We start from the raw sequence: 19,791 nt of genomic DNA on the forward strand, positions 1-19,791 counted from the left end.
TACCTAGGACGTACAGTGTTATTCACGCATACAACGTTATGAAAGCCAGGCGCGTGGACTCAGAATCAACTTCGGTACTCGTGATGGACGGCGGCCCCATGAACAACGAGAACGTCATCATCGTCGGAGCGGGGGTGGCTGGTCTCAGCCTCGCCATCATGCTGGCCGGACAGAACATCAAGAGTCAGGTTCTGGAGTCACGGCAGCGTTTCGATGGCCCGACGAGTGGCGTGCGGATATCCGCTGAGGGTGTCAGGATCTTGAGACTCATGAAGGTCGCCTCCATCGGTGAAGACACGAAGAGAGTCGACATGCGTCTTGGTGGCCTGTCCGCCAGCTTTTCCGCCCGGGAACGCGACCCATCCGCGATCATGGTCACAAGGCTGGCGCTTCACGAGCAACTGATGAAGCGAGCACGCGCGCTGGGTATTCCCGTGTTGACCGGATTCAAAGTCGCGAGCGTGACCGAGACGGTCACCGGAATCGAGGTGACGTCGGAATCGAACGAAAAGGCGAATGGCACCCTGCTCGTGGGGGCTGATGGGGTCGGCTCAACGCTCCGACACATACTGAATCCGGGTCAGAGTTCAACCAAAACCTATGCGGGGTATCTGGGCGTGGGCTTCATCACCGAGGATGAAACCAAAATCGAAATGACGCTGCACAGCTATCCTGGTCACCAGTTTGGAATCGCCTCTTGCGGGAAGGTGAACGAGGCAGCGACGAAGAACAGCATTTTCATATGGACTCACATCCGCATGCCCGAAGGGGATGCGAAACTGGCAACTCAAGCGAGTGTCGAGGCGGAACTGGCAAAACGAGCAGAACGATGGCGTCCCGAGCTTAGAAGCAAGTACGACCTGTACACCGAGGACGCTGACGCCATGCTGGCCTTCGGCCCCGTATACAACGGGAAGCTCCCCGGTCGATGGTACAGCAACAGGATGATTCTGATCGGGGACGCCGCGCACCCCTACGGACCTGGTGGACAAGGAATCAGCATGGCGCTGAAGGACGCCAAGGCGCTGTGTGACGTCATTGCGCGCGGCTTTACTGAAGATGACAAGAAGGAATTCCAGCGAAGCCGCGCTCAGGAGGCGCGCACCTTGGGAGAGGCTGCGGAGAAAAGAAACTCCAAAGAGTCGTCATCCACCAAGTGGGGGATACTCGCCGAGGGGGTCGTCATGAAGGCGGTGGAAATCTTTACTCGAGGAACAATGAGGTTCTAAACCTTGGCACGGCGCATCCAATCGTTCACGGCAAGTCGGGGAAGAGCCGAAAAGTCAGGTATGAGGTACCGACACGGGGACCTCGCTCAACAAGCTGCCGCCATTGAACTTGACCCGGGCAAGCCGAATGGTCACGACTCATACGCCCTCGAAAAGAAGGACTCCGATGGCAGCGCTTACTTAACATATCAAAATAATCTCACACGTGACTTCGCGCAAGTTTTGCGACAATGAAGCAGAAACCCCGGTCATCTTTCGGTCATCCTTTGAAGAGCAAGCAAATGAACGCTCAACGTCTCGTTACACCAGAAACGGTGCCTCACATCCTTGTTGAAGACGATGAGGAGATCGCAACAATGGTCATCGAAACGTTGACGGAGAATGGCCTTACGGCTGTCGGGGTCGGCTCAGCCGCCAACATGGACGCTATCCTCAAGACACAATCCTTCGATCTGATCGTGCTCGATGTCATGCTGCCAGGAGAAAATGGTTTCAGTATCTGCCGTAGGCTGCGAGCATTATCGACCATCCCTATTGTCATGCTCACAGCACTGGAAGATGAAATCAATCGTGTTGTCGGCATTGAGCTTGGAGCTGACGATCTTGCCTCAAGCAGGTCGATTTTGGCCCGACCGTACATCTGACGTTTGACCAGTTTGAGCTTGTTGACCTGTCCTTCGGTCTGGCCATTCGACCACGGCTGGCAGATCGCAGCACCAACTGCGTCATAATCCTTGGCGATGCCCTTGGCAAACGATGCTACCAAGCTATCCTCGGCGGCGGCCATCCATGGCGCGAGATTGGTAATAGCCTTGGTGCGGACCATCGCGTGGAATCGCGCGATGAGCTGACGGGCTGTATCGAGCGCCGGCACACCATTCTCGATCACAGTCACGGTCACGGTATCTGACTTGGTGAGATTGTCACGCCCGGTCGTCATCATCCGGGCGATAGTGCGGGCAGACGGCACCTTTTGAAGTTGTTGGTCTGTCGCTTGTTCGGCTCGCCTCCGCCGTGTCGCCCATTCGGTCACCACCCGCAACGAGCCGGCAAAGCCTCGCGCTTTCAGCCGACGCCACAACTCCGCGCCATTGCAGCAGTGGCTGGCCCATTCTGATTCGAGATCAGGCAACCAGGCATCCAGCGTGCTTTCTCGGGTGCGGAAGACGTCGGTCTGCAAACCTCGGACGACCTTGCGAACCAATCCTCGGCTATAGCTGAGGCGGCGGGCGATCTCTTTGATCGGAATACCTTCCCTGTGATGGGCAAGGATTGCGTCATTGGCATTTTCTCGTCTCAAAAAGCCTTCATATTGAAGCCGTTCAGCGGAAGTCAGCAGCTTCGGATTGATAGTCGTCGCACCGATTGCCAAGCGGATGTCGCGCATCGACTTGCGGACAGCATCTCGGAACGCGGCACTGGCGTTTTCCATCAGGTGCCATCGATCGGCGACCTGGATGGCCGTAGGCAAAGCGCGTGCACCGGCTTCGCCATAGCCACCACCGCGATCGCGCGACAACACCGTGATCGTTTGATGGTTGGCGAGGAAAGCCTCAATCGTTGCAACTTCCCGGTCTGGCAGCAACTTGACGATCCGCCGGCGTTCGAGGTCGCAGACGATGATGCCGTAGCGACAATTGCGCCGGAAAGCCCAGTCATCGATGCCGATGACCGCCAACGGGTTCGTGGGCAGTTGAGATCGACGGCGGACAACACGTAACAGCGTGTCATTGCTCACCGGCAGCGTCGACCTCCGGGCAAAGCTGGCTGCCGGGCGACCACCCAGAGCCAGGCCGAGATGATGGACCAGACATTCCAGCCGTGCTGTTCGACGCGCACGGACCGGCAGAACGCACTCACCAAACCGTTCGGCGAAAATCTTTTGGCGACAATACGTGGCGGTGCACACGAAACGCCGGGTGGTCACGCGAAGTAACAGTTTGCGACCCGAACAGGGCAAGTCCAACGCCGTCCTTACGTATAGGCTATGGACGCGGCTTGAGGCTGTTCCACCGCGGACATGGTCGGCTCGATGCGATAGAACCGGCATTGACGATCATCGCATCGCCGTCCGCCGACACGTCTTTGACGGCCAATTCGGGCGGGATCAGATTGGAAAGGCGAAACTGGGGTCTCATGGCGCTGATTCTCCTTCGAAAACCATGCGAGTAGAATCCCAAACATCATCGGGATTGAGTCAGACCCAATATTCCACGCCGATTGACACGTCAGGCCTGTCCTCCGCAAATTCTTAAGCGACTTGGCGCATTCAGTGCGGGCGTACATCACTGAGAAATTGCCTTAGTCGAGGATGCTTTGGATTCCGAAAAAAATCATCAGGCCTCTCTTTTTCTAAGATCACGCCCTTGTCCATGAACCAAACTTCGTCAGCTACATCTTGCGCAAAGCCTAGTTCGTGCGTCACGCAGACCATCGTCATGCCCTGATGGGCCAGTTCCCTCATAACTGAAAGGACTTCGCCGACCATTTCTGGATCGAGGGCGCTCGTCGGTTCGTCGAACAGCATGATTGGCGGCTTCATGGCCAAGGCGCGTGCAATCGCGACACGCTGCTGCTGCCCACCCGATAACTGACCGGGAAACGATTTGATCTTTGCTCCCAGCCCAACGCGTTCGAGAAGCGATGCGGCGGCCCTGTGCGCCTCTTCCTTCGAGGTTTTGCTGACCTTAATTGACGCAAGGGCGACGTTGTCGAGCGCATTCATGTGTGGGAACAGGTTGAACTGTTGGAAGACAAATCCGACCCTGCTCCGAAGCCTGTTGATGTCGGCCTTCCTGTCATGAACAGATTTTCCTTCCACCAGGATCTCTCCCGACGAGATTTCCTCCAGTCGATTGATCGTTCTGATCAGCGTGGATTTACCGGATCCGGAAGGACCACAGAGGATCACTACCTTCCCAGCTTCGACCGTGGCGGAGACTTTGTGCAGAACCTGCATGTTCCCGTAGAATTTATTGATCTCGCGGAATTCAATCATGACACACTCGCGATCTTGTTTGGGTTGCGGCGGTTGGTGATGCGGTGCTCGAGGTAGCGGGTAAAGGAACTAAGTGAAAAACAGATTATGAAGTAACCTGCCGAAGTGATCGCGAAGACCTGCAGCGGCTTCACCATGACAGAGCTGTTCACCTGGCTTCCGGCATACATCAACTCTTGGACGCCGATGATATAGCCAAGCGAGGTGTCTTTGATTGTGGCTACAAGCTGGCTAATGATGCTCGGAGCCATGTTGTAGAGCACTTGCGGCAGGATCACATCGGTCTGCGCCTGGCTGTAGCTAAGACCAATCGAACGGGCTGCCTCGATCTGCCCCCTCGGTAGCGACATGATTCCTGCCTTGAGAATCTCGCCCATATAGGCCCCCTGGAACAGGGTGAGTGTTACCAGCATTGTGGTGAAGCCCGTGATGGCGTAGCCCGTCAGCTTTGGTAACAAGAAGTAGACCCAGAAGATCAGCATTACTAACGGAATGCTCCGGATTAGAGATGAGATGGTCGATGATACCTGCTTCAGCCAGCCAATAGACGACGTCTGGGACAGAGCTAGCAGCAAGCCGACCGGGAAGCAGAAACATACGCTCAGGATAGACAGCCATATCGTACCTGCTATCCCCCCGAGCGGACCGTAAGGATATTGGCCGATAAGGAAGAATTTCCAATTCTGTTCAATGAGTTCGATCATCAGGCAGTCCCCACTTCCATGTAATGCTCGGTGACCTTGCCGAGCAGGATGACCGCCATCGAGAGGACTAGGTAGATAATAGTCGCGATCGAAAACGCCTGGAAAGTTAAGAACGTCTCGTTCTGGATTTCCTTTGTCTGGTAGGTAAGTTCCATGACACCGATCACCATCGCAAGGCTGGTCGATTTCAGGAGCAGGATCGCACGGCTGATCAGTGCTGGCAGGGAAGCCCTCACTGCCTGTGGCATCATCACGTGATGCAAGGACTGCCGGAAGTTCAGGCCGATGGATCTCGCGGCCTCATACTGGCCGCGAGAAATCGAGCGGTAGCCACTACGGATATCTTCGCAGATATAGGCTCCGTAGTAGAGGCCAATTGCTACGGCGGCGAAGATCACGTCACCATTGTTTGCATTGAACCAGTCCTGTGCCGGCAGAGGGAAAATGGTGCTAACACCGAAGTACCACGCGAAGATGTGCACGATGACCGGGACATTGCGCTGATATTCGATCCAGGCGGCGGCGGCGGCGTCGATCGATCGAGGCGCAGAAACGCGAATGATCGCAAGCAGTATCCCGGACCCAATGGCGATCAGCCAGCTCGCGACGGCGAGTATGACTGTCATTTTTAGGCCAAGCGCGATCTCCCCAAGATACTGGGGATTGGTGAGAATCTCCATTTAGTTCCCCTGCCGTTTTCGGCGTTCTTAGTTCTTAGTTCGCGATCTTCTCGATCTTAAAGCTCTTCTTCTGCTTGTAGATCGTTCCCTCGCCGAGCCATTTGTCGTGGATGTTCTCGGCCTCGCCGGAATTATCCAGATCGACTAGGGCTTTGTCGACGGCCCCGAGCAGGCGATCCTCGCCCTTCCGCACGCCGATGCCCCAGGTCTCGGTACCTACCGCCTGATCAACCAACTTGAGTGGAGCCGCATCGCCTGCCTTAGAGATAAGTCGAGCGTTCACCAGGAATGAGGCGCTAAAGCCATCCACCTTACCCTGAACGAGAGCAAGGAATCCGGTCGGCGCATCGTCAAAGGTCACCACATTGACGTTTTCGACGGATTTGCGCACGAAACCTTCAGATGTTGATCCCTTGATGACGGCAATGCGCTTGCCCGCGAGAGACTTGAGATCAGCAAAGCCGCGATCGGCCCGAACTGCCACCCGATGCGGTACCATGAAATAGCCGTAGGAGTAATTGATCTGTTCGGCACGGGTTAGAGTGTAGCCCAAGTCGGCCGTGAGAATATCAACGCGCCCTTCCGTCAGCTCGGGGATACGTGCGTCATTCGACATCGTCTTCATCTCGAATTTGACGCCAAGCTTTCCGGCAATCGCTTCACAGAAATCGACATCATAGCCAACCAGCTGACGGGTGCTCGGATCGGGAAACGAGAACGGCTCATAATTCGGGACCGTCCCGCAAACCAAAAGTCCCTTGGTTTTTATGTCGTCGAGGCGGTCAGCTAGGGCGGGGCCAAAGCCCACAATGAGCGCGAGTGCTGATGTGGTAGCTAATGTTAGGATTTTCATGGAAGTTCCCCTTCTTTGCGCTTCATGCGCGCACCTATGAAGTTCCGAAGCGATGCGGACCGGGCGAAGCCGAAATCTATGCAGACTATGCAAATTGTATCCACATCATACCGATAGCATGCAAAAATAACGTTTCAAGCGTTTTTTCCCGGTATGCGTGATGTCATTTGCGAATTTTGCCATCGCCATGATTTTTTTAAGAACCAGATTTCTATCTATTGTATAATTTAGCTGATAATCGTATCCGTTGACGCCCGCGACAGAGCTGCGGCAAAAGATAAAATGGAGGATTAACGGTGAATCTCGATCGATATGAGGTCGTAGTTGTTGGCGCCGGAAGCATCGGCATCGCGGTCGCCTATTACTTGATGAAGAATTATAGCGTGACGCGTGTCGCCATCATCGATCCCCGAGATCCGATGAGTCTTACATCCGCCCAGTCGGGCGAGAACTATCGCAACTGGTGGCCCCACCCCGTCATGACGGAATACACCAACCACAGCATCAGTCTGATGGAAGACATCGCTCGTGAATCGGACAACCGAATCAACATGACGCGTCGCGGCTACGCCCTTGTGACGCGTCGTAAGGAGCCTGAAGATCTCATTGCCGATCTTTACAGGGGTTATGGTGCAGATGCAGAGCGCCTCGTACGTATCCACAAACCCGGCACCGACCTGAGCTACCAGCCGCCCACCTCCTCCGACTGGCAGTCGGCGCCGGATGGCGTGGACGTGCTCTGCGACCAGGAACTGATCCGCAAGACGTTTCCAACCTACGAGCCCGATATCGAAACGGTCATCCACATCCGTCGCGCAGGTTCGATCAGCGGCCAGCAACTCGGCCAATTCATGATCGAGAAGATTAAGGAGTCCGGCGGCCAGGTGATCCGCGGCCAGGTCGTCGGAGTCGAAGCCTCACAGCCGTTTGCCGTTCGGATCAAGATGTCAGATGGCGAGAGGACGATTTACACGGACAAGTTCGTTAATGCAGCAGGCCCGTTCCTCAGGGACGTCGGCAACATGCTCGGCGAAGATCTACCTGTGACCTGTGTCTACCAACAGAAGATTGCGTTCGAGGATCGCGAAGGCGCTCTCCCGCGTAACTTGCCCTTCACGATCGATCTCGACGGTCAGCGGCTTGACTGGACCGATGAGGAACGTGAAATCCTCGTTGAAGATGCGGTGACGAAGAAACTCACCGAATTTATGGCTGGCAGCATCCACTGCCGTCCCGATGGCGCTGAGGACGGGAAGTGGGTCAAGCTAGGCTGGGCCTACAATGACCGCGTATCGGATCCGCTCGAAGCAGACCCGATCGACGAACAGTTCCCGGACATTGTCCTGCGTGGCGCAAGCCGTCTTCAGCCGAGGCTAAAAACCTATATCGGCCGCCTGCCTCGCAATGCACATCACTACGGCGGATACTACACGATGACCGAAGAGAATTTGCCCCTGATCGGCCCGATGCGCACTCCGGGCGCATATGTTGTCGGTGCGCTCTCGGGCTTCGGCACCATGGCAGCCTGTGCGTCAGGCTATCTAGCGGCAGCTTGGATTACGGGTGGAGAACTGCCTGCATACGCTAAGGACCTTAGCTTCGAGCGTTATGAAAACGCCGAACTTATGGCGGAACTCGCTGAACTAAGCCGCGGCGTTCTCTGACCGCCGGACGGATGGTTGAGGTTCATGGCGACCGCTTTCGGAAGCGGTCGCTGATCAGATTCATTTCTTCAGCCGACCGTATTGGCGATGCGCCGCTTGAAGTGACCGCTGGGTCTGCTCGATGTGGCTCTCCAATAGCGCGGCAGCTGAGGCTACGTCGCCCTTCTGGCAGAGGTCGAGAATCTCGAGATGCTCCTTTTGGGGACGTGCTTTTCCAGAGGCCATCGAAACCTGCGTCCGGATGAAGCGGTTCACATGGCCGTAGTTGGCTTCGATCATCGACAGCAATCTTGGACGGTCGCACGGAGCATAGAGTGTCCAGTGGAACCGCCAGTTCATTTCTCCCCAGTTCGTGGGTTCTGGACTCGCGTCGTACTCCTCAAGGATCTGGCGGGCCATCTCAACATCCTCAATCGCGAAGTTCGGGACGGCGAGCTTGAGCGCACGGCACTCCAAGGCGATCCGGATATCGAACATCTCGACGATGTCATCGAGAGAAAAACCCTTAACGACAGCACCCTTGTTGGGACTGATTGTCACCAGTCCTTCCGTCTCGAGCTGCCTGAGTGCTTCTCTGACCGGAATGCGGCTTGTCCCGTACTGCTCCGCCAACTCGTCCTGACGGAGCTGCTGGCCCGGATCGTATTGGCCGGACACTATCGACTCACGAAGTCCGTCGCGGACAACCTCCGGCGCAGATTTCGTTCGCTCGCTTGCTTTGAATATCATCTCACCGCTCATCGTCCTGCTCGAATGTATATAATCGACCTTGATCGTAACCATTCAACACAAACTGCGAAACAGACAATCTCGTATTCCCACCATATTTTCGCTAGATCGAGAATAAAAACGATACACAAATCTTTGATTTTTTTGCCGATCGCCTGCTGGAAGTTGTCCAGTTTTCCGGTTCGCGGTCGAACATTGCCAAAAAACACAGAAAAAAACTTGCGGTATTGTATCCAGTTGTGCATGTAATTTATACATATGCTGCGATGGAGTTTCCGTGCACGCCATATTGGCTATTGCAATGACCTCAACGCCTATTCCGGGGCAGGATGAACAGGAGGGGATGACGTGAAGATTCTGGTGAGTGTCAAAAGAGTTGTCGACTACAACGTCAAGATCCGCGTCAAGCCGGATGGCACAGGCGTCGAGCTTGCCAACGTCAAGATGTCGATGAACCCGTTCGACGAAATCTCGGTCGAGGAAGCCCTCAGGCTGCGCGAAGCCGGGAAGGCGACGGAAGTCGTCGTCGTCTCGATCGGCCCGGCCAAGGCCGAGGAAACGCTACGCACCGCACTCGCCATGGGCGCCGACCGCGCCATCCTGGTCGAGACGGACGATGCCGTCGAGCCGCTGACCGTTGCAAAAATCTTCAAGGGCGTCGCGGAAGCCGAACAGCCCGGCCTGATCATCGTCGGCAAGCAGGCGATCGACGACGATTCGAACCAGACCGGCCAGATGCTGGCAGCGCTGATGGGCATCGCCCAGGCGACGTTTGCCTCGAAGATCGAGCTTGGCGATGGCAAGGCCACCGTCACCCGCGAAGTCGACGGCGGCCTGCAGACCATCGATATCACGCTGCCGGCCGTCATCACCTCGGACCTGCGCCTCAACGAGCCGCGCTACGCCTCGCTGCCGAACATCATGAAGGCCAAGAAGAAGCCGCTCGACAAGAAGACGCCGGCCGACTTCGGCGTCTCGACGACGCCACGCCTGAAAGTCCTGAAGACCGAAGAGCCGGGCGGCCGCAAGGCCGGCGTCAAGGTCGGCTCGGTCGCCGAACTGGTCGATAAGCTGAAAAACGAAGCCGGCGTGCTTTAAAGCCAGGAAAGGAACGTACCACCATGACCATTCTTCTTCTGGCCGACCACGACAATGTCAGCCTGTCCGACCAGACCGCCAAGACGCTGACCGCAGCTGCCAAGATCGGCGGCGACATCCATGTGCTGGTCTCCGGCAAGGGTGCCAAGGCTGCCGCCGATGCGGCGGCAAAGCTCTCTGGCGTCTCGAAGGTGCTGCTCGCCGAAAGCGACGATCTCGCCAACAATCTCGCCGAGCCGCTGGCCGACCTGATCGTTTCCTTGGCAGGCAGCTATGACACGATCATCTCGGCTGCCACCTCGGTCGGCAAGAACGTGCTGCCGCGGGTTGCCGCCCTGCTCGACGTGGCGCAGATCTCGGAAATCATCGAGGTCGTCTCGTCAGACACCTTCAAGCGGCCGATCTATGCCGGCAATGCCATCCAGACGGTGCAGTCGAGCGATGCCAAGAAGGTCATCACCGTCCGCACGGCCTCCTTCGCCTCCGCAGAAGAAACCGGTTCCGCCACGGTCGAAGCCCTTGCGGCCATCGCCAATCCGGGCCTGTCGACCTTCGTCGGCGACGCGCTGTCGTCCTCCGATCGCCCTGAACTGACGTCTGCAAAGATCATCGTCTCCGGTGGCCGGGCGCTGGGATCTGCGGAAAAATTCCGCGAAGTCATCCTGCTGCTCGCCGACAAGCTGGGTGCCGCCGTCGGCGCATCGCGCGCCGCCGTCGATGCCGGCTATGCGCCGAACGACTGGCAGGTCGGCCAGACCGGCAAGGTTGTCGCCCCGCAGCTCTACATCGCGGTCGGCATCTCGGGCGCCATCCAGCACCTGGCCGGGATGAAGGACTCGAAGGTCATCGTCGCCATCAACAAGGACGAGGAAGCGCCGATCTTCCAAATCGCCGACTATGGTCTTGTCGGGGACCTTTTCGAGATCCTGCCGGAGCTCATGAAGGCGATCTCAGACAGACATGGCGTTCCAGCAATAGTTTGAAGATCGCATGCCCGGATTTCGAGGTTCGGGCTTGTCTCCACAAGATCCGACAGCACGAACAGCCATGGCATCGAAAAAGAGCGCAAGAGAAGGACTTGGACGGGATATGAACATTATTTTGGTCGGCGCGGGGAACATGGGTTTCTCCATGCTACAGAAATGGCTGGCAGATATGGAGCACCGTTTCTACGTTGTCGAACCCGTGGGCGCGCTGCGGAAGCGCGCCTTGGATGCGGGTGCGGATGCTTTTGCAACGGCCGAGGACCTCCCCGGGGTCTTTGAAGCCGATGTGGTGGTCGTAGCAACGAAGCCTCAGGCCGTTCCCGAGGCGGTGGCGAAGTACGCTCCTTATATCTCCAAGGAGGGGCTATTCATCTCGGTCGCTGCAGGTGTCGACATAAAGACTATGGTCGCAAAGGCAGGTCGCCAGTTCGCGATTGTCCGCTGCATGCCTAACACCGCCGCCGCGATTGGCGAAGGGATGATAGTATGCTGTCCGAGCGTACAAACGACTCTTTCACAGCGGGATCTGACTGGTCAGCTCATGTCGGCCATAGGTAAGGTGGCGTTCGTAAACGACGAAATTCACATGGACGCAGTTACGGCCGTGTCTGGCTCCGGTCCTGCCTATCTTTTCCACTTCATCGAAGCATTGGCCAAAGCTGGCGAAACCGCAGGCCTTGATCCGGAGCTGGCGATGACGCTTGCGAAGCAGACTGTCTTGGGCGCTGCGAGGCTGGCGAGCGAAAGCGACGAGCCTCCGACTACACTGCGCGAGCAGGTCACAAGTCCCAATGGAACCACCGCAGCAGCGCTCTCCATCCTCATGGACTTGGAAGACGGACTGACCAGCTTGGTTACGAAGGCCGTGGCGGCAGCGAAAGCGCGATCCATCGAACTAGGACGCTAGTTATGCGATCAATCCGGCGATGTCGAATGACGGATGCTGCCGAGTTTCAGCGTCACGTCACACATACGCAGGAATCATGCCCAGACTGTGCGCAAGGATAATGCGAACGTATTGTTTGTCGCGGTGAAGAGTTCCTAGCAAAGCGGGCTCTGTATGGTGCGGGAATTCGACATCGCGAAAGTCCAGCAGAGCTTCCCAACATCTGCGGACAGCTGATTATCCGACCTTTTCGCGCACTGCGCGATAGAACCAAGAACCTACAGTTTCGCCTCCGAGACGTTGGCCACGTTTAGGGAGCTTTTTATAGGTTTAAAATTGACAAATGCCGGCCGCTCATGTCCAAACAGCAGCGATCAGGACGGAAACGCCGACAAGAGTGATGGCATCTTCGGATGCTTAGACAAGCGCCGTCAAACTGAACTCGCCCCGCACTCTCAGGCCCGCATCAGGAACGCGCCGTGGTACATCCACTGTTTGATCGTCCCAAACGGATGCTCGACACTTTCGCGCCTCCGATCGAATGTCGGACGCGCCGCCAACCTTGCCGCCATGCGATCAAGAGAGCGACGCGTTCGTTCCCGCTGAACAACGCTTAATCAGGCGACAGCCTTGGTGTCCGAAGGGATCGATATTGTCGCACTGGCCGCGACGACAGATGGCCGACATGTCAGCGCTTATCTTGATGTTCTTTAGCAAGGGTAAGCGACCTTTTCTCCCACCGCGTCGTCGAAGTTAGCTGTTCCAAAAGCTCACACCGACATGGAGATAAAGCAAATTTATCATCTTCCTTGTTCCGTATACCTCGAAGGGCGGCTGTTCGATGCAGTCGCGAAGAACATGACACGGAAAGGATTTGCAGATGTCTGTTACCACCACTGTTAGTCAGATCGAAGCCAACGGAAGAACTTATCGCTGGCCGGTGCGTCCGACTGTTGTCATTTGCTTCGACGGCTGCGACCCTGCCTATCTTGCGGCTTCGGGACCTGCCGGTCATATCCCCACATTAAGCGGTTTCCTAAACGATGGCTTTTACGCTATCGCTGATGCTGCGATGCCGACCTTCACCAATCCCAACAACGTTTCGATTGTCTGCGGTGCTCCCCCGGTCGTTCACGGTGTCGCCGGCAACTATTATCTGGACCGCGAGACCAAACAGGAAGTCATGATGCTCGATGCACGCCTAATGCGAGCGCCGACGATCCTTTCGCAATTCTCCAAGGCGGGTGCCAAGATTGCCGTCGTGACTGCCAAAGACAAGCTTCGAAAGGCGCTGGCGCACGAGATGCAGGGCATTGCCGTCTCGGCGCAGTATGCCGACAAGTGCACGATCGAGGAAAATGGCATCGAAGACTTGACCGGTCTCGTCGGGCGGGGAACGCCGGACCAGTATTCATCGGACCTATCTCTTTTCGTGCTGGACGCCGGTATCCGCCTGCTTGAGACACGCCCTCTCGACATTCTCTATCTCTCGCTCTCCGACCTGGTCCAGCACAAGCATGCTCCCGATGCGCCTGAAGCCCACGAGTTCATGAAGGATGTCGACGATCGTCTAGCGCGTCTGATCGATCTGGGTGCAACGATCGGCATTGTTGCGGATCATGGGATGAACGACCTCTCTCGCGCTGATGGCACACCAAACGTCGTCTATCTCGGAGACATCCTCGACGAAGAATTCGGCGAAGGCTCGACGCGGGTAATCTGCCCAATTACCGATCCCTTCGTGAAGCATCACGGCGCGCTCGGCGGTTTTGTGCGCGTTCACCTCATGAAGGACGGTCTTGATCGCAATGAGATCCTGAAAGCGATCCGCACCCTTCCTGGTGTTGAAGTCGCGTTGACCGGAGAGCAGGCTGCGGCCCAATTCGAGTTTCCGTTGGATCGCGAAGCCGATATCGTAGTCATTTCATGCCGCGGCGTCGCGCTCGGCGCACGCAACATCGATCACGACATCTCTCAGCTTGCCGGCGAGCGACTTCGCTCACACGGTAGCCTTGCCGAACAACAGGTTCCTTTCATCATCTCGCATCCATTGAACGAGACTTACGCAAAACGCTCGATCGCAAATCTGCGTAATTTCGACGTGTTCGACTACGCGCTCAACGGTACGCTCTGACACGAAAGTCAAGTAGGTCCGGTTTATCTCGTTTCGGCATATTGAGCCACCGAAGGGATAGCGCGCTTAATCCAGTCCACAAACCCCTTGGCTAAATTTCCCGCGCCGGACGCGGGATTGACGAAAACCTGGTAGCTCGGGCCTTGGATCCGCGATTGAGGAAACAGCTCCACGAGCTCGCCGCGTGACAGCTGATCCTCGATCAGGTAGGTCGGAACCACCAAGGCGCCGCGGCCCGCGAACATGGCGTCCAGGGCGATATAGAAATGCGGCAACTTGGTTGCCTGACGCGCCATTGCCACCGGCAGACCAGCCAGCTTCAGCCAGTTCATTAGTTCACCATGACGCGTTGATACATCGATCAAGCCAATCTGAGACAGTTGATCTCCCTGCCCCATGCGATAGCTCTCAGCGACCCGCGCCGTAGCCACCAGTGACAGTGTCTCGGCAAAAAGCGACTGGGGCAGAAATTGCGGTGGTATCAAGCCGCCCCTCCGGATCGCGATGTCGAATTCCATCTCGAGCCAATTGTCGGGCGTATGCGTGGGCCGCACCATCACGTCCGTCTCACCTGCGGATGTGTGAAACTCGCCAAGCTTCGGTATCAGCCAACGCATTGCCAAGGTCGCGGGAGCAATGACGCGAAGTACCGGCGGCTTTGCGGCCCGTTTGGGATGTAGCTCATCAAGTGCGTCCTGTATTTCATCGAATGCGTTGCCCAACACAGCCGCTACACGCCCGATCTCTGCTGTCGGAATCATTCCTTTGCGCTTCTCAAGAAAGAGCGGCTGCCCGATCCATACTTCCAGCTGTGACAGCTGCTTGCTGACCGCGCTATGGGTGATCGACAGCTCATCCGCTGCAGCCGTTACGCTTTGGTTCCTGACCACGCTTTCCAAGAACAGCAATGACTTCAGCGGTGGAAGGCGGCGTTTTCGCTGTTCCATTCACTCAAGCTCCTTCCGCCATAAAGTCACTGTACGCACTACATCTAGTGTAGTGAAATGCAGATGCGTATATATGTCGATCTGTAAAGTCAAGCCAGTCTTTTTATACAACGTTTGTGACGCGCTTATCACAAGTAAGGAAAAGCTTCATGCGTCGTCTTCTCTATTCGGCGTGGTGAGGTCAAGCACCTTCTGACTGTCCGCAGCTATGGCTATTGATGTCTTCGCAGTATCGCGCTTCTCTCCGGGATCGGCCTGTGTGGCCCTCCCACTATGGGACCAGAAGAATGAGGCGGAACAATCTAATCGGCGACCTGATCGCAATAAACGACCGTACCAAGACAACAAGCGAACTCACCCCATCCGTCGTCCTGCGAAGGACATCTTTCCACCGGCGGCGGAATCTTCTTGTCTCCTTTTTTCTCGTTACCCGGGTTGCTAATTACGCAGCAACAGGCAAGCTCTCCCGTGTCCAGCAGAATTCGGTTCGGTCACTCCACGTGCGATGCATGATCACCGGGCTGGAGATAAAGTTTCTCCCTGTCAGCTCGCGCACTGCCGCCGTCGACGCTATGAATTCGGGACAACTCGAGCTCGCTCTGACGGGCCCATCCGAATATCTCGTCATGCACCAGTTATCTAAAGCTGACGTGATCGTTGGTTGGCAGCGTCCTGACTATTCGCTCAAGTCGTCACGATCGCCGGCCGGGGCATCAATATGGTCAAAGATCTCAAGGGAAAGAAGATCGCCTTTGGTTCTTCTGCCGGCTCCACATCCACTCATCTTGGGCCGGCGCAGGCGCTGGCCGACCAAGGCCTGAAATACAGCGACGATTACCAGTCGCTTCACATCGACCGGAACGTTGCCATCCAGGCGTTGATAGACGGCGACCTTGATGCTGTAGGCATGAGCTTCGACCACCTGCCCCAACGATCCGCTGATGGCGAGCGCAAAGGCTGACCCAGCTGTGGTCGCAAAGATCAAGAATGCGTCACAGAGCATGGCTCGGAAACTGCTGAGCGCCATTCTTGATGGTACCGACGACAATCAGAAATATGCCCGAGGCGTGTTCCAGAGTAAGATCGCAGGCAGCGACTACGACTACGTCCGTGCCATGTACAATACGATTGGCATCAAGTCGTTTGGGAAATTTATTGATGAGTAACCTGATCCATGGCCGCGGCACGCTGGCGACGCGGCCAAACCTCGTGTCCAGACCTGGCATCGAGGGAGAGCAAGTCGGCGATGCATACAGCTTGTCTTGCCACGACGTCTTCAAATCCTATTCATCGACCGGCGGTCTGGGTCCTTCATGGCGTGTCGTTAGAAATCGCTGAAGGCGACGGCGTTGCCCTAATCGGAGCGAACGGATCCAGGAAATCGACGCTGCTGAAAAGCGTCGTCGGGCTGAATGCCATCGCCTGCCGACTAAAATCTGTCGTCCAGTGTCCAGCAGGCGGCGACTGCGGTCCTGCAAGCGATGTCGTAAGATCGCGAATGCGCTAATGCCTTGATGGCATTTGAACAGCGGACCAGCGTTAGTTTCTGTAAGCGCTTGGAAAAACAATGTCCTGATCGACAAGGACGTTGAACCTGTAGCCAGGTTGGATCTCCAGCGTCGGCTGGACGTCCATGTTTCTCTGTATAGTTCGGTCTGCGACACGGCCGAAGGTTTCCGCGAAATTCCTCCGCGCCGCATCCGAGGCAGTATCCTGCGTCGCCAGCGTCGAGCTCTGCGGTACAGCCATATCGATCCCGGTGCCGATTACCGCAATGAGGATGGCCGAGCCGAAGGTCTGAAGCCACTTGCGGTCGACCTTGTCGCGGAAACCGCTGTAGCCCTGCGCGTCTGTGCCAGCCATGCCACCGATCTGAAGCGTCGAGCCGTTCGGGAAGATGATGTCGGTCCAGACGACCAGAACACGGCTCTGGCCGAACGACACCTTGCTGTCATAACGGCCGAACAGTTTCGTTCCCTGCGGGATCAGGAGCCGATGTCCCGTAGCTGAGTCATAGACGTTCTGGCTCACCTGGGCGGTGATGCGACCGGGAAGATCGGAATTGATCCCGGTGATCAATGTCGCGGGAATAACCGAGCCGCGCTTGAGTTCGTAAAGCGACTGCTGGGGGACGACACGGTTTGGCAGGTAGCCAAGTTCCTTGAGGTCGGCATTAAAGAAGTCCTCCTTGGACTTCTGGCCGTTAGGATCAACATTTTGCCCGCCAAGACCCGCACGAACAGCGGCTGCGTACAGGTCGGATGCGCCAGGTGTCATTGCAGTGGAAACGCCATTCGTCGTCGCGGCCGCCGTGTCGTTTGTGTCCGCTCCCCGCTTGTCGAACTTTCCGCGATCGACAGCGATCGGCGAATCATAGGCGGCGTCATTGGCCTGCAGCCGGGCCATTCTCTGGCGCTGCCGCTCGCGAAGATATTGCTCTTCCTGCTCGCGCTGCAAACGGGCGCGCCAGACCTTTTCAGATTCCAGTTGCTGTTCCGGCCGTGCCTCTTCCCTTTGACCGGGCTGCGGTGTGAACGGATTGACGGAGCGCTTCTCCTCTTGCGTCTCGACCGGCGTCGGCTGCAGCGTCGTCACCTGCTGCGGCTCGCCGATGATGCCGTCGGAAACGCCACGCTTGATCTGATCGGCGAAGGTCGACGCCGGATTGCCGGAGCTTGTGTCCGGTCCGGTATCGCGGAAATATAGCCCGCGCGACGACAGGCCGTAGAAGATGACCGCGAGGAAGGCGACCACCAGCACGACCACGACGATGATCGGGAGACGGTTTATCCGGCGCATGCCGGGGCCTGTCTCCTCGTTGACAGTGCCGCCGAGCTTGAGCGATTGAACCATGGCGCCCTCCCCTACCCGCGTTGCATGACCGAGAGCGCGCTCGCCGGCTGCGCACCAGTCGCGGTGACGGTATAGGCGCGGCCGAGCTCGACGCTGTTGGTCGACAGCCGCGCGAGCACCTGACCCTCGAAGGGAATAACGACGTAGCCGAGGGGCACGGTGCGCTTCGTACTGTCGGTCTTCTGGTCGGTCACAACGGCATAGCCCCAGCCTTTCAGGGCCGCTTCCAGCGCTTGCCCGAAGGGCGAGCTATCCTGCCTCAGCGAGACGGTCGCGGTTCCGGGGCCAATCTGCTCGGCGAGCCTGCTCACCATGTCGCCGGCAATGGCGCTTGCCGCCGGCCCCGAGATCTCGGTAGGCGCGTTGCTGGAGGTCAATCCATCCGTTCCGAGCGACTGGCATCCGGAAAGGAGGAGGGCGAGGGCGCAGGCGGCAGCGAGGCTGCGGAGGGGGTGCAAGGGCGGCGTGCGGGAGGAGAGGCTTCGCATCACCGCCCTCCCCGCCGGATCGTCACCTTCTCCTGTTTCCAGCCGACGCCGGAAACAAGGACCGCACGATCGACGTGATAGTCGACCACCATCATGTCACCCTTCATCCGGTAGTTGACGATGCGGTTCTGTCCTCCCGAGACGACAAAGAGAACCGGCGCGTCCTGGCTGGAGATCGAGCGCGGGAACTGGATGTAGGTCTTTTCCCCGTCACTATAGACCCGTGTCGGCCGCCAGCCGGCATTGCCGGAGACCGAATACGAGAAATTCAACTGCTCGGCCGGGACGCCGGTGCCGGGGATCGTGCTTGCCTCCATCCGCGCGTTGATGTCAGCGAGCTTGGTGGAAACGTCTTCCGGATATTCGAAGCCGACGCGGGCCATGTATTGGTTTGCATGCGACTTGAGCTGGATGTGATAGGTGCGGCGCGAGGTTGTCACCACCATCGAGGTGACAAGGTTCGGCTCGGATGGCTTGACGATCAGGTGGATCGCCTGCCCTCCCGCCGCTCCTGACGTTGCGGGCTCGACCTTCCACCTGACGGTGTCGCCGACCAGCACGTCGCGAACCACCTCGCCGCTCTGGAGCTCGATATCGCAGACCTGCAAGGGCGAACAAACCACGGAGGGCTGCACCTCGCCGTAGAGGAAGATCACCTTCCCGTCCGGTCCTTTCGTGACAAGTCCGCGTGATCCGCGCCACTGGGTGGAAATTCCCATCCCCTTCGCCTCATTGGCGGTGACGCCATCGGCTGCGAGCGCGCGTGAGGAAAGAAAAGCCGAAAACGGCACGATGACGGCGAGGATCGTTGCAGCAGTCAGGGTGACCGAAAAACGTCTCAGTCGAATGTTCATGTTCGGGGCCATGCCTTTCAAAGCTGCGCGGTCCAGTCGAGATCCCGGAGATAGAGACCGATCGGGTTAAGCCGGATGACGCCCTCGTCCTGCGGTGGCGTCAGCGTTACGGTGGCAATGCCGCGGAACCGGCGTGTGGCGGTCTCCTTGCCGCGGCGGTCGCGCTCGAACTCCGTCCAGTCGATCTGGTAGGACTGGTTCGACAGCGCCACGATGTTGTTGACCTCGACGGCGACGGTGGCGTTCTTTGCCTTCTCGAAGGGCGAAGAGGAGCGGAACCAGGCGTTGACCTTCTCGGTCGCAGGATCTGAGGTCCGAAGCAGCGCATAGGTGCGGTCGATATATTGTTTCTGCACCACAGCGTCGGGCGTCACCGACCGGAAGTTCGAAACGAAACTGCCGAGCGTGGCGCGCACCACGCGCGGGTCGGCATATTCGATCTGCTGGGGAAATCCGGCGTTCGAGGCCGTACCGAGCTTGTCCACTTCCACGATATACGGGACGAGCTTGACCTGCGTGCTCTGGAAGAGCGCGTAGGAAAAGCCGATCACCGCCATGGTCATCCCGGTGACGCCGACCAGACGCCACGCCGCGGCCGCCTTGACATAGGAGCCGTAGCGCTCGTTCCATTCCGTTCTCGCAGCGATATAGGGATTGTCGGGCGGGGTGCGTCCGGCCATGTGCGGTC

The 19,791-nt window shown here is 57.4% G+C and carries 20 protein-coding genes and 2 pseudogenes; 10 read left to right on the top strand and 12 right to left on the bottom strand.

Annotated features, from left to right (window positions below; all coding sequences use genetic code 11):
- The first annotated feature begins 98 nt into the window (after window positions 1–98).
- Together AVI_RS24320 and AVI_RS31575 are read left to right on the top strand one after the other, a co-directional pair.
- Window positions 99–1,229 carry an FAD-dependent oxidoreductase gene (locus tag AVI_RS24320; protein ID WP_012650617.1) on the top strand — a complete coding sequence of 377 codons (1,131 nt, stop codon included), beginning with the start codon at window positions 99–101 and terminating at the stop codon, window positions 1,227–1,229.
- A 356-nt stretch (window positions 1,230–1,585) separates the two neighbouring features.
- A complete protein-coding gene (locus AVI_RS31575) occupies window positions 1,586–1,873 on the top strand; it encodes a response regulator (protein WP_417883976.1) in 288 nt (95 codons plus the stop codon).
- Here the strand turns inward: AVI_RS31575 and AVI_RS24325 are convergent.
- The 5 genes and pseudogenes from AVI_RS24325 to AVI_RS24345 form a co-directional block, all read right to left on the bottom strand.
- Window positions 1,831–3,367 (bottom strand): annotated as a pseudogene (locus tag AVI_RS24325) (ISL3 family transposase); the annotation flags it as partial. The gene AVI_RS31575 and the pseudogene AVI_RS24325 overlap by 43 nt on opposite strands.
- A 131-nt stretch (window positions 3,368–3,498) precedes the next feature.
- The gene (locus AVI_RS24330; RefSeq protein WP_012650618.1) at window positions 3,499–4,227 is read right to left on the bottom strand and encodes an amino acid ABC transporter ATP-binding protein; all 729 of its coding nucleotides are present in this window, start codon (window positions 4,225–4,227) and stop codon (window positions 3,499–3,501) included.
- Window positions 4,224–4,931, bottom strand: a complete 708-nt coding sequence (locus tag AVI_RS24335) for an amino acid ABC transporter permease (RefSeq protein ID WP_012650619.1) — start codon at window positions 4,929–4,931, stop codon at window positions 4,224–4,226. Before AVI_RS24335 ends, AVI_RS24330 begins: the two co-directional genes overlap by 4 nt.
- A complete protein-coding gene (locus AVI_RS24340; RefSeq protein WP_012650620.1) occupies window positions 4,931–5,611 on the bottom strand; it encodes an amino acid ABC transporter permease in 681 nt (226 codons plus the stop codon). Before AVI_RS24340 ends, AVI_RS24335 begins: the two co-directional genes overlap by 1 nt.
- 34 nt (window positions 5,612–5,645) lie before the next feature.
- Entirely contained in the window at window positions 5,646–6,464 is an 819-nt protein-coding gene (locus AVI_RS24345) for an ABC transporter substrate-binding protein (protein WP_012650621.1), read from the bottom strand.
- A gap of 296 nt (window positions 6,465–6,760) precedes the next feature.
- Between AVI_RS24345 and AVI_RS24350 the strand changes: the two genes are divergently transcribed.
- Window positions 6,761–8,128: an NAD(P)/FAD-dependent oxidoreductase gene (locus tag AVI_RS24350; RefSeq protein ID WP_012650622.1), complete on the top strand. Its 1,368-nt coding sequence runs from the start codon at window positions 6,761–6,763 to the stop codon at window positions 8,126–8,128.
- Between the two features lie 60 nt (window positions 8,129–8,188).
- On the opposite strand, the gene AVI_RS24355 is transcribed toward AVI_RS24350, so the two are convergent.
- Window positions 8,189–8,869: a GntR family transcriptional regulator gene (locus tag AVI_RS24355; protein WP_012650623.1), complete on the bottom strand. Its 681-nt coding sequence runs from the start codon at window positions 8,867–8,869 to the stop codon at window positions 8,189–8,191.
- A 336-nt stretch (window positions 8,870–9,205) separates the two neighbouring features.
- On the opposite strand from AVI_RS24355, the gene AVI_RS24360 reads away from it, so the two are divergent.
- The 3 genes from AVI_RS24360 to proC all read left to right on the top strand — a co-directional run bounded on the left by AVI_RS24360 (window position 9,206) and on the right by proC (window position 11,848).
- Complete coding sequence (locus tag AVI_RS24360) at window positions 9,206–9,955, top strand: electron transfer flavoprotein subunit beta/FixA family protein (RefSeq protein ID WP_012650624.1); 750 nt, start codon at window positions 9,206–9,208, stop codon at window positions 9,953–9,955.
- A gap of 23 nt (window positions 9,956–9,978) precedes the next feature.
- Window positions 9,979–10,938, top strand: a complete 960-nt coding sequence (locus tag AVI_RS24365; protein WP_012650625.1) for an electron transfer flavoprotein subunit alpha/FixB family protein — start codon at window positions 9,979–9,981, stop codon at window positions 10,936–10,938.
- A 106-nt stretch (window positions 10,939–11,044) separates the two neighbouring features.
- Window positions 11,045–11,848, top strand: coding sequence for a pyrroline-5-carboxylate reductase (gene proC / locus AVI_RS24370; protein ID WP_041699362.1), 804 nt, complete (start codon window positions 11,045–11,047; stop codon window positions 11,846–11,848).
- Between the two features lie 399 nt (window positions 11,849–12,247).
- On the opposite strand, the pseudogene AVI_RS31960 reads toward proC, so the two are convergent.
- Window positions 12,248–12,411: pseudogene (locus AVI_RS31960) on the bottom strand (IS1182 family transposase); the annotation flags it as partial.
- Between the two features lie 296 nt (window positions 12,412–12,707).
- Between AVI_RS31960 and phnA the strand changes: the two are divergent.
- The gene (gene phnA / locus AVI_RS24375) at window positions 12,708–13,961 is read left to right on the top strand and encodes a phosphonoacetate hydrolase (protein ID WP_012650628.1); all 1,254 of its coding nucleotides are present in this window, start codon (window positions 12,708–12,710) and stop codon (window positions 13,959–13,961) included.
- Window positions 13,962–13,984: 23 nt separating this feature from the next.
- On the opposite strand, the gene AVI_RS24380 is transcribed toward phnA, so the two are convergent.
- Window positions 13,985–14,908, bottom strand: coding sequence for a LysR substrate-binding domain-containing protein (locus AVI_RS24380; protein ID WP_012650629.1), 924 nt, complete (start codon window positions 14,906–14,908; stop codon window positions 13,985–13,987).
- A gap of 718 nt (window positions 14,909–15,626) precedes the next feature.
- Here AVI_RS24380 and AVI_RS29925 point away from each other — a divergent pair.
- From AVI_RS29925 to AVI_RS30735, 3 genes are all read left to right on the top strand, one after another.
- Window positions 15,627–15,869, top strand: coding sequence for a PhnD/SsuA/transferrin family substrate-binding protein (locus AVI_RS29925; protein WP_080517067.1), 243 nt, complete (start codon window positions 15,627–15,629; stop codon window positions 15,867–15,869).
- Window positions 15,850–16,074, top strand: a complete 225-nt coding sequence (locus AVI_RS29930; protein WP_080517068.1) for a hypothetical protein — start codon at window positions 15,850–15,852, stop codon at window positions 16,072–16,074. Before AVI_RS29925 ends, AVI_RS29930 begins: the two co-directional genes overlap by 20 nt.
- 80 nt (window positions 16,075–16,154) lie before the next feature.
- Window positions 16,155–16,415, top strand: coding sequence for an ATP-binding cassette domain-containing protein (locus AVI_RS30735; RefSeq protein ID WP_139192268.1), 261 nt, complete (start codon window positions 16,155–16,157; stop codon window positions 16,413–16,415).
- A 32-nt stretch (window positions 16,416–16,447) separates the two neighbouring features.
- Here AVI_RS30735 and trbI read toward each other — a convergent pair whose 3' ends face one another.
- Genes trbI through AVI_RS24405 form a run of 4 tightly spaced genes read right to left on the bottom strand, consistent with a single transcriptional unit; the run spans window position 16,448 to window position 19,783 of the window.
- Window positions 16,448–17,761, bottom strand: a complete 1,314-nt coding sequence (trbI, locus tag AVI_RS24390; protein WP_012650631.1) for an IncP-type conjugal transfer protein TrbI — start codon at window positions 17,759–17,761, stop codon at window positions 16,448–16,450.
- An 11-nt stretch (window positions 17,762–17,772) separates the two neighbouring features.
- Complete coding sequence (gene trbH, locus AVI_RS24395) at window positions 17,773–18,249, bottom strand: conjugal transfer protein TrbH (RefSeq protein WP_012650632.1); 477 nt, start codon at window positions 18,247–18,249, stop codon at window positions 17,773–17,775.
- Window positions 18,249–19,103 (bottom strand): P-type conjugative transfer protein TrbG, encoded by an 855-nt coding sequence (gene trbG, locus AVI_RS24400; protein WP_041699433.1) that lies wholly within the window; start codon window positions 19,101–19,103, stop codon window positions 18,249–18,251. Before trbG ends, trbH begins: the two co-directional genes overlap by 1 nt.
- A 17-nt stretch (window positions 19,104–19,120) precedes the next feature.
- On the bottom strand, window positions 19,121–19,783 hold the full coding sequence (locus tag AVI_RS24405; RefSeq protein ID WP_012650634.1) for a conjugal transfer protein TrbF: 663 nt from the start codon (window positions 19,781–19,783) through the stop codon (window positions 19,121–19,123).
- Window positions 19,784–19,791: the final 8 nt, after the last annotated feature.

Source organism: Allorhizobium ampelinum S4 (genome assembly GCF_000016285.1).
Classification (GTDB): Bacteria; Pseudomonadota; Alphaproteobacteria; order Rhizobiales; family Rhizobiaceae; genus Allorhizobium; species Allorhizobium ampelinum.